Consider the following 7,637-nt stretch of genomic DNA (forward strand, 5'->3'; position numbering starts at 1 on the left):
GAGTAAATTATGAAGCTCTATTTGATCAAAATAATTAAATCAATCAGTAAACTTCAAATCCTCCTCATATTCGATCACTACATCGTGTCCTTTTTCTAATTGGTGTCTGGCCTTGCGGTTTTCTACTGTATCAAAAATAATCGAAAAATCATAATCCTCAGGATAAAGTTCGCTGGCAGGAAGGAAAAGCTTAAGCCGCTTGTGATTGATCAGCTGCTTCTTATCTTTTATCTGCACTCCCAGCTCGCCTTTTTCATTGGTCCGCTTGCAAATAATGCCCAGCACTTTTTGGGGGTAAACCCTTACACTGTCACCTATATTAAAGCTTTCGCTCCGAGAGGGTGATTCTTTCTTCGGAATTTCTTTTTGAATTTTGCTCTTGGAAACAGTATTTAGCTTAGGGTTATCCTCATCAAACAGAATGGTGGGTCTATCACTTGACCCAGAGGATCTGCCGCCATAGGCTTCCATTTGGGCTCGCTTCAGCATATGCGCCGGGAACCCTAATTTTTGGGCGATGTATAAGGCACAGCTTTCTCCAGCCTCGCCAATTTCCAGCTTGTATAAAGGCTGTAAGTTTTCGCGATCAAACTCCATTCGGGCATTCGTAAGTCCTTTAGTGTGCTTGGCAAAATCCTTTATTTCCGGGTAATGCGTGGTCGCAACAAATAGACATCCTCTCTGATTTAATTCCTCTAAAATGGCAATGGCCAATCCCATTCCCTCAGCAGGGTCTGTACCGGAGCCTAACTCATCCAGTAAAACCAGACTTTCGTTTGATATACCTTTTAGAATTGCGATAATAGTTTGGATATGGGACGAAAACGTGGATAGATTTTCGGAAATACTTTGCCCATCCCCGATATCACAGAAAATGCTATTGTGCATACAAAAAATACTACCAGGGGACACAGGAACATGAAGTCCACTTTGGGCCATCATTGACAGTAAGCCAATCGTTTTTAAGGCAACGGTTTTCCCGCCGGTATTGGGCCCGGTAATCACAACACCGTTAATAGCGTCATCACCCAGATCCCCTCTGATTTCAAAATCAAGCGGAACACAGCGGTCCGGCTTCAATAAAGGGTGTCTTCCCTGCTTAATGATTATTTTTCGGTCCGTCGTAATGGCTACAGGAACTGCTTTCATCTCTATCGATAGCTTGGCCTTGGCAAATATAAAGTCCAAGGTTTCCATGCAGTCCTTGTTGACTCTCAACTCATTGATATGCTCCTCAACAAGGACTGTAAGGGTATATAATATTTTTCTCAGCTCATTCTCTTCATCAATCTGTAAAACGGCCAGTTCCTCCTGCAGCTTTCTAACGGCTGTAGGCTCCATAAAACAGGTACCGCCTGTGCTTGAAGTATCAATGACTGTTCCGTTTAACTGATTTTTATAGCCCTTTTTAACCGGCAAGACAAACCGACCATTACGGATGGTGACATATCCATCTGTGAACCATTCCTTTTTACTGCGCAGGATACCCTCCAGCTTTAATTTAACGGCAGATTTTGTGTTCTCTATTTTTCTGCGTATCTCACGAAGGGGCGGAGAAGCGTCATCGTCAACCGCTTCATTTCTGATACAGCGCTCAATCTCCTCAAAAAGCATCTCCAGCGAACTGAAAGAATGACCATAAAACGCTATGTCGGCATTGAAAGCTTCAGCCTTTTTAAGATATTTCTTCATTCTTTGGCCTGAAGAAATAAAAGCACAGATACTTGCGAGCTGTTCAGGGGTCAGCATAGAGCCTTTCACAGTTAGATCTAAAATTTTAGCAAGCTCTTTCATTGAGGCTAAGGGCGGCGTGCCGATACCCTCTAAAATTTTGCGCGCCTCGGTTGTTTCCTGCATTTTGACTTTGCACTCGCGCTCACTCAAAAATGGTTTTAATGAGAGCAATTTTTCCCTTGCCTTTTGAGAAAGTGCATGCTCGGCTAAAGTTTCAAGTATATTATTAAATTCCAGGGTATTGTTGACGTTCATGAAAATTCCTCCTTATCACAATGAAAATGCCCACAAGAGAGATTACCTTATTTTTAGGATCATTCAATTCCCAAAAATACGCAGAATACTCCTGTGGGCGATGATTTTAACTGACGTATAAAATCACCTAACTATCTTGAGAAAAATAAATAGAGTGCGACAGGACATGCCTGTTACACTCTACAAAACTATAACGATAATAATCGCCATAGCTTCAATGTCAGCTTTGTTGACCTTATCGCCAAAGGTTGACATTGCTATAACTCAAATGGTTATTGTAGGAAGTAATCTGTAAGGCGTTATCCAAAAGCGCAAACGTTGCGCTTTCAGAAAGGCACACTTAAAAAAGCAGGTTAACACCCACGTTTTATAAAGTAACCTCTCTCAACTGTTTAGTTGAAAATCACCATTACAGACACATTTAACAAAAAAACCATCCTCTCGTTTTTAGGTATAATTTAGTTTATTACACTTCTGTGGCAAATGTCAATTATCTCAGAATATGGACATGAAGCGTCCTTTTCTGCTTCTTCCACAGTAATGGGTAAATGTAATGTCCCCAGGGAGTTGGACAAATCTAATGTACCTCCCCAGAGGAGTTCAAGGGAAAACCATAGTCCCTGTAATTTCCAAATCAGGAGACCAATACGACCGAACTGTTTCCTGTTTCCTGTAGGTCCGAAAATGATCAATATCCAGGTCTTTAAACCCATAAACCAGTATAATCTCTTGATCAGGATCGACAATCCAAAACTCCCTGACCCCGGAAATCATAAAGGTATTCAGCTTATCCACCATATCTTTGGACCTAGTGCTTGGCGATAAGATCTCAACAACCAGAACCGGCGTGCCCATATACCGGCCTTAATCATAACAAGAAATGCCGATTTTTAAGCTGCTAAACCGCAGCTCAATATTCTAAACTCATAAAAGATCGGAATAACTTTTTTGTCGGAATAATCGCTGAGGTGAAAACCGCTAAATCCTGCGAGAAATTCCTTGGCATGGTCTCCCGAGCGGCTTCGTGTGTATTCGTAGAGAATAATGGGCGGACCCTCGTAACTGCCACTCCGGTGGATCCAGATATACGATTTGCTTGAAGCCTTTTTCCCTGGCTCGCGGTTGACCTGCCAAGTAGTCTCATCGCTCATGATGATGCCGCACTTCAGCAATTGTTCGTGCATTCGGTCATACAGCAGTTTCAGCCAATCTTCGGCGCATCGTATAGCCCAGTTGGCCATGGTATCTCTTTTCAGGGCTGCACCCATCCTTCGAAAATCCCGTTCCTGCCGGTATAAAGGTACCGAAAGCACATATTTTTGGTACAGGATCCAAGCCACGCTGGATGGGGAGGCTATGGAGTGCGTCAGTACAGGCGCCGGCACCGGCGCGCTGTAAATCGCATCGTAGGGATTCTCGTCGTTCTTCCCGCATTCCACACATTTAAAAACAAATTGGACATAGTCTTTCATAATCAGCTTTGCTGGGATATATTCCATCTCAGAACGTATTTTTTTCTTCCCAATGACTTTCAGTTCACTGCCACAGATCCCACATGCAGATTCATCAGGATTTAGAACACATTCCACGGTTTCTCTGTCCAGTCCTAACGTGAGTTTCTCACGATCGCCTTTTTTTCGTAAAGGTCTTTTGTGTTCCTTGATTTGAATGACGGGCGCATAAGGTACAGGAATGTTATCTGCGTCTTCCTCGCCGAACAGAGATGCTTGTCCTACTGTTGACGGCGTTTTCTCACTGGATGCCCCGAAACGCTGCTTTGCTGCATGCAAAACAGCCTGCGTGAGAGCTTCGACATTGCGTTCTAACTTGTCAATTTTCTCTTGCAGTTTTTGGTTTTCCATTTTAAGTTGTACTATGCGCAGATCTTTTTCGTCGTGCATGGCCACTTTCTTCCTAATGAATTTCTTACTTCAATTATACCAAAAAAGTGGCATTTTTTCAGCATTTTAGAGCATTTTCAGTAAATAATGCCAGTTGTGTCAACTATATCTGAGTGCGCTTTTTTCTGATCAACCTGCAATCCTTCCAGGAGCCAATCCATCTGGCGTCTTGTGATGTCCCGCACTTCACCCTGGTTCTTAGGCCACTGGAATTTCATCTCATCGGAAAGTGTTTTGGTAACCAGAATAAATCCATTCCCGTCCCACCGTAAGGCTCGCAAGGCATTGTGTCGTTTATTGCAGAATAAGAATACATTTGCTCCCGCATGGGGATCCAGTTTAAAATTTAACGCTACCAACGAAGCCAGACTATTCTGCTGTTTGCGAAAATCCGTAGCACCCAGAGCTAGGTAGATATGCTCCGCCCCATCGGCTATGTGTTGCATCATAATTCCCGCAGGACCTTCATCAGTTCTGCCAGCGAATTTGGGCTAAAATTAAAAGGAACGCGCACCTGAAAGCTATTGAAGAAGATCTGGAAGTCAGAAGTTACTACCGGATTTTGGCTTTCTGTATCAACAGGTGAAATGATAGGGGTAATATCTACAAAAGTCGTTTCTTTGCCTGTTTTTTGACTTTTGCGCACCCGCTGGTTCCAATAATTGTACTGATTCTTGCTCACGCCATTTTTTTCACACCAATCCCTGATTGTCATGCCATTTTGGACTCTTTCTCTTATTCGCTGCTCCCAAAGTTACAGTTTTTCACCTGTGGATTTCACATTAAAAACCTCCCCTCTGATCACTTGCTCTAGTGTATCAAAGGGGAGGTTGATCTACACGACGGTGATTGTTCCACCGCTTACAGAAAGAAACCGGAGCACCTAACGGCATTCCAGTTTCTTTCTCCTAGGCTTTTTTAAACCACTGTTTGGGATTGAGTCCGATAATGCACACTATGTAAAGTTCACTAAAACCAAATTCCCCGTTTTTGTCCAAATTCCTCCTTGACAGTCGATTTACCTGTTTTCGTTTCCTTCTCATTTGGCCCTTCTGAGCGTCTTTTTGTTCGAAAGACCAAGGTCCGTTTTTCTCTCGCTCACGTCGATTTACTATGATGTTTGTTTCAGGTTTTTCCTATTCTGGTCACATCTTATCCTATTGTTACTCCTTTTTAACAGCTTTCAGAGGTTCGCATTATAGACTCCCATGTGACACTTCGTGCCACGCCATCAAATGAATGAAAACTTTGGAAATAGTTGGAATGAAAACATTGCCCTCGTGAGATACTTTTGCTACGGCATAAGTCGAATTGTCTTGGTGCGTTCGAGCCCGATATTATAGACTGATTAAGCCTTCCTGCTTGCACCACAAATTGTTGCCATGAGCACGTAGGGTAGATTAATGCTTTACAGGAAGCCCGCCGTAAATTTAAAATCATTGGAGGTCTTTCAATGAATGTTATTTACGAGCGTTGTTGTGGTATGGATATTCACAAGAACACGATCGCTGCCGCTCGACTTGATCGGTAACTTGCTCGCGAACTTGTTCGATTTGCATAAGCTCATTTAAAGCATCTCGGATCACGCGGAGCATAAATTCAACAAAAGCTGTAGAATCCGCCGCTTTGTCGGCAACAGCCAATATGGTGTTTTTCCGTAAGACTGCGACAATCTTACGAAGTTTTATATTATGGTACTACCGTTGTAGGTTTATATGTATTTCTTCTTTGTATTTCGGCAACTAATACGTCGACCTTTTGATTTTGTGTCATAAATTTCTCATCCTGTGTGAGAGGGATACCCTTTCTCCATGCTTCATTCGCAAGTTCATTGAGTTTCTCCTTTTCTTTTTCCAGCTTTTCATTAAGAGGAATATTTTTCATGCTAACCCCCTGATTTTCCATATTATTGAATATACTAACGATATATCGTTAGTATATATCACTTTTCGCTCCTTTTCAACGGTATTCCGTTAACTTTTTGTAATATAAATTGCTATCCTGTGAATTATAAGGATAGCGTTTCTTTTTTGAGGTGATAGAATGAATATTTCTCAGGCGGTAATCCGCCGCATAGAAGAGCTGTGTCGGGAAAGGAATCTGAGCATTAATGCCCTCAGTAACGTTTCGGGCGTTACGCAATCGACAGTGAATGATATTATAAGCGGTAAAACATATAACGCAGGAATTGGTACCATAAAAAAGTTGTGTGATGGGCTCGGAATCAGCATACGATATTTTTTCGACAGTGATTTGTTTTCCCATCTAGAGCAGGAAATTAAGTAGTTTATGCAAAAAAACCTCGTAGATTTTTCAAAGAAAATCTTACAAGGTTTTATTTGTTCTCACAGAAAAGGAGGCGCCTTTTGTCTTCATTCCCGAACACTAGATATTGAGCCGGTTGCATATTTTACAATCTATGGATATAATATTAAATAAGGACTGACGTGTTACTAGCACGCCAGCCCGCAGATTGTCAACCGCAACGGTTAGCCCGAATTGGAGTTATAAGAAATAACCGCCATCCTGGCCGGGGGGCGGTTATTTCTTCTTCATGATCATAACAATGAGTGTCGCAAATGCAATCATAAGATACATCGCCTCAACCATTGAGATCATCCTACCACCCCCTTTCTAAAAGGGTGTGGCTAACCGTCCCTCGACAACCTGTTACAACTATTATGGCATAATCTTCCAGGAAAAATGATGAAACTTATCCCTGACTATTCCAGGGTTCAGGCTGCCTCATAAAATGAGGCGGCCTGATTTGTTTCCATGAGCTTCATTTTTTCCTTGTCCATCCCTATGAAGTCATCTTGGCTCATGAATCTTCCATTGGTGTGCCACTTTTGAAATATAACCGTGGTTTTTAAACAACCTCTTATATTTGATTTGATATGTGATCAATCCAAAATACACCACAAGGGCTGGGTCGGCGTCCCAGACCTTGTGATTGAGGTCTTGAGTCCGTCGACAGCATTAAAAGACAAACGAGTCAAATTAAGACACTACCGTTTGTCAGGAGTCCGAGAATCTACCACCCCCTTTCTAAGGGTGTGGCTAACCGTCCCTCGACAAACTGTTGCAACTATTATAGCATAATCTTCCAGACAAAATGATGAAACTTATCCCTGACTATTCCAGGGCTCAGGCCGCCTCATAAAACGAGGCGGCCTGATTTATTTCTTTTAAACACAGTTAAGCTTTCCGTGGGCCGCAGAAAAAGAACCGTATTCACTTCAGGAATATCAATTCCTTCATTATAGATATCTACATAGATATCTACCACAAAAACAAAGGTGATTTCCCACTATTTAATCCCTGGGAGGAATAAGCCAGGGTTCATTCCCTTTATAACGGTCTCGTACTATACTCAATATCCCGGCACCGGCTCATAAACCGCATATCCTCAAACCGCTTAAATGGATTGCTAAAGATATTTCTCTCGACATCTTTTCTCGCATATCCGTCTTTACAATACAGACTGGATTTCTTCTCAACCACCAGCCCGCTCTCTTTTCTAGCCCTATAAAAATCCATGAAGTAATTAACGACGTCCTCAACCCGAACTCTTCCACTTTCGTCCACATGCTCAAGCATGGCTTTGAGCAGTACCGGTTTATAGGAAAAACTCATATCCATAGTCCTGACCATGTCTATAAACTTATCTTTCATATTGGCAGGATTGATCAGCTCCCAGCCGTACTGCTTAGCGTAGCTCTCTACAGTTTCTTCCTTAAAATATTT

General features: G+C 42.2%; 7 protein-coding genes and 3 pseudogenes. 2 read left to right on the plus strand and 8 right to left on the minus strand.

Translation table 11 applies throughout. From position 1 onward, the window contains the following. Nucleotides 1-39: 39 nt before the first annotated feature. The 7 genes and pseudogenes from DSBG_RS20715 to DSBG_RS20740 all read right to left on the minus strand — a co-directional run bounded on the left by DSBG_RS20715 (nucleotide 40) and on the right by DSBG_RS20740 (nucleotide 5,774). Nucleotides 40-1,989 carry an endonuclease MutS2 gene (locus DSBG_RS20715; protein WP_068966808.1) on the minus strand — a complete coding sequence of 650 codons (1,950 nt, stop codon included), beginning with the start codon at nucleotides 1,987-1,989 and terminating at the stop codon, nucleotides 40-42. 600 nt (nucleotides 1,990-2,589) lie between these two features. Further along, nucleotides 2,590-2,853, minus strand: a pseudogene (locus tag DSBG_RS20720) (Uma2 family endonuclease); the annotation flags it as partial. A gap of 95 nt (nucleotides 2,854-2,948) precedes the next feature. Next, nucleotides 2,949-3,890, minus strand: a pseudogene (locus DSBG_RS20725) (IS66 family transposase); the annotation flags it as partial. A gap of 77 nt (nucleotides 3,891-3,967) precedes the next feature. Next, complete coding sequence (gene tnpB, locus DSBG_RS20730; protein WP_068966811.1) at nucleotides 3,968-4,339, minus strand: IS66 family insertion sequence element accessory protein TnpB; 372 nt, start codon at nucleotides 4,337-4,339, stop codon at nucleotides 3,968-3,970. Continuing rightward, nucleotides 4,336-4,629, minus strand: coding sequence for an IS66 family insertion sequence element accessory protein TnpA (tnpA, locus tag DSBG_RS20735; RefSeq protein WP_348980992.1), 294 nt, complete (start codon nucleotides 4,627-4,629; stop codon nucleotides 4,336-4,338). The genes tnpB and tnpA overlap by 4 nt, the downstream gene beginning before the upstream one ends. A gap of 721 nt (nucleotides 4,630-5,350) precedes the next feature. Further along, nucleotides 5,351-5,533 carry a hypothetical protein gene (locus DSBG_RS22170; protein WP_083237012.1) on the minus strand — a complete coding sequence of 61 codons (183 nt, stop codon included), beginning with the start codon at nucleotides 5,531-5,533 and terminating at the stop codon, nucleotides 5,351-5,353. A gap of 46 nt (nucleotides 5,534-5,579) precedes the next feature. Then, entirely contained in the window at nucleotides 5,580-5,774 is a 195-nt protein-coding gene (locus tag DSBG_RS20740) for a hypothetical protein (RefSeq protein WP_068966813.1), read from the minus strand. 159 nt (nucleotides 5,775-5,933) lie between these two features. Between DSBG_RS20740 and DSBG_RS20745 the strand changes: the two genes are divergently transcribed. Together DSBG_RS20745 and DSBG_RS24160 are read left to right on the plus strand one after the other, a co-directional pair. Beyond that, entirely contained in the window at nucleotides 5,934-6,176 is a 243-nt protein-coding gene (locus DSBG_RS20745) for a helix-turn-helix domain-containing protein (RefSeq protein WP_034143212.1), read from the plus strand. Nucleotides 6,177-6,752: 576 nt separating this feature from the next. Continuing rightward, a complete protein-coding gene (locus DSBG_RS24160) occupies nucleotides 6,753-6,992 on the plus strand; it encodes a Uma2 family endonuclease (protein WP_282434245.1) in 240 nt (79 codons plus the stop codon). A 249-nt stretch (nucleotides 6,993-7,241) separates the two neighbouring features. Here the strand turns inward: DSBG_RS24160 and DSBG_RS20750 are convergent. Next, a pseudogene (locus DSBG_RS20750) lies at nucleotides 7,242-7,637 on the minus strand (ATP-dependent helicase); the annotation flags it as partial.

Source organism: Desulfosporosinus cupriresistens, from assembly GCF_001707885.1.
In the GTDB taxonomy this organism is placed as follows: Bacteria; Bacillota; Desulfitobacteriia; order Desulfitobacteriales; family Desulfitobacteriaceae; genus Desulfosporosinus.

Bases quoted from the DNA above. Each gene is read 5' to 3' on its own strand.
- DSBG_RS20740 (WP_068966813.1), bottom strand. From the start codon at position 5,774: ATGAAAAATATTCCTCTTAATGAAAAGCTGGAAAAAGAAAAGGAGAAA.
- DSBG_RS20715 (WP_068966808.1), bottom strand. From the start codon at position 1,989: ATGAACGTCAACAATACCCTGGAATTTAATAATATACTTGAAACTTTA.
- tnpB (WP_068966811.1), bottom strand. From the start codon at position 4,339: ATGATGCAACACATAGCCGATGGGGCGGAGCATATCTACCTAGCTCTG.
- DSBG_RS20745 (WP_034143212.1), top strand. From the start codon at position 5,934: ATGAATATTTCTCAGGCGGTAATCCGCCGCATAGAAGAGCTGTGTCGG.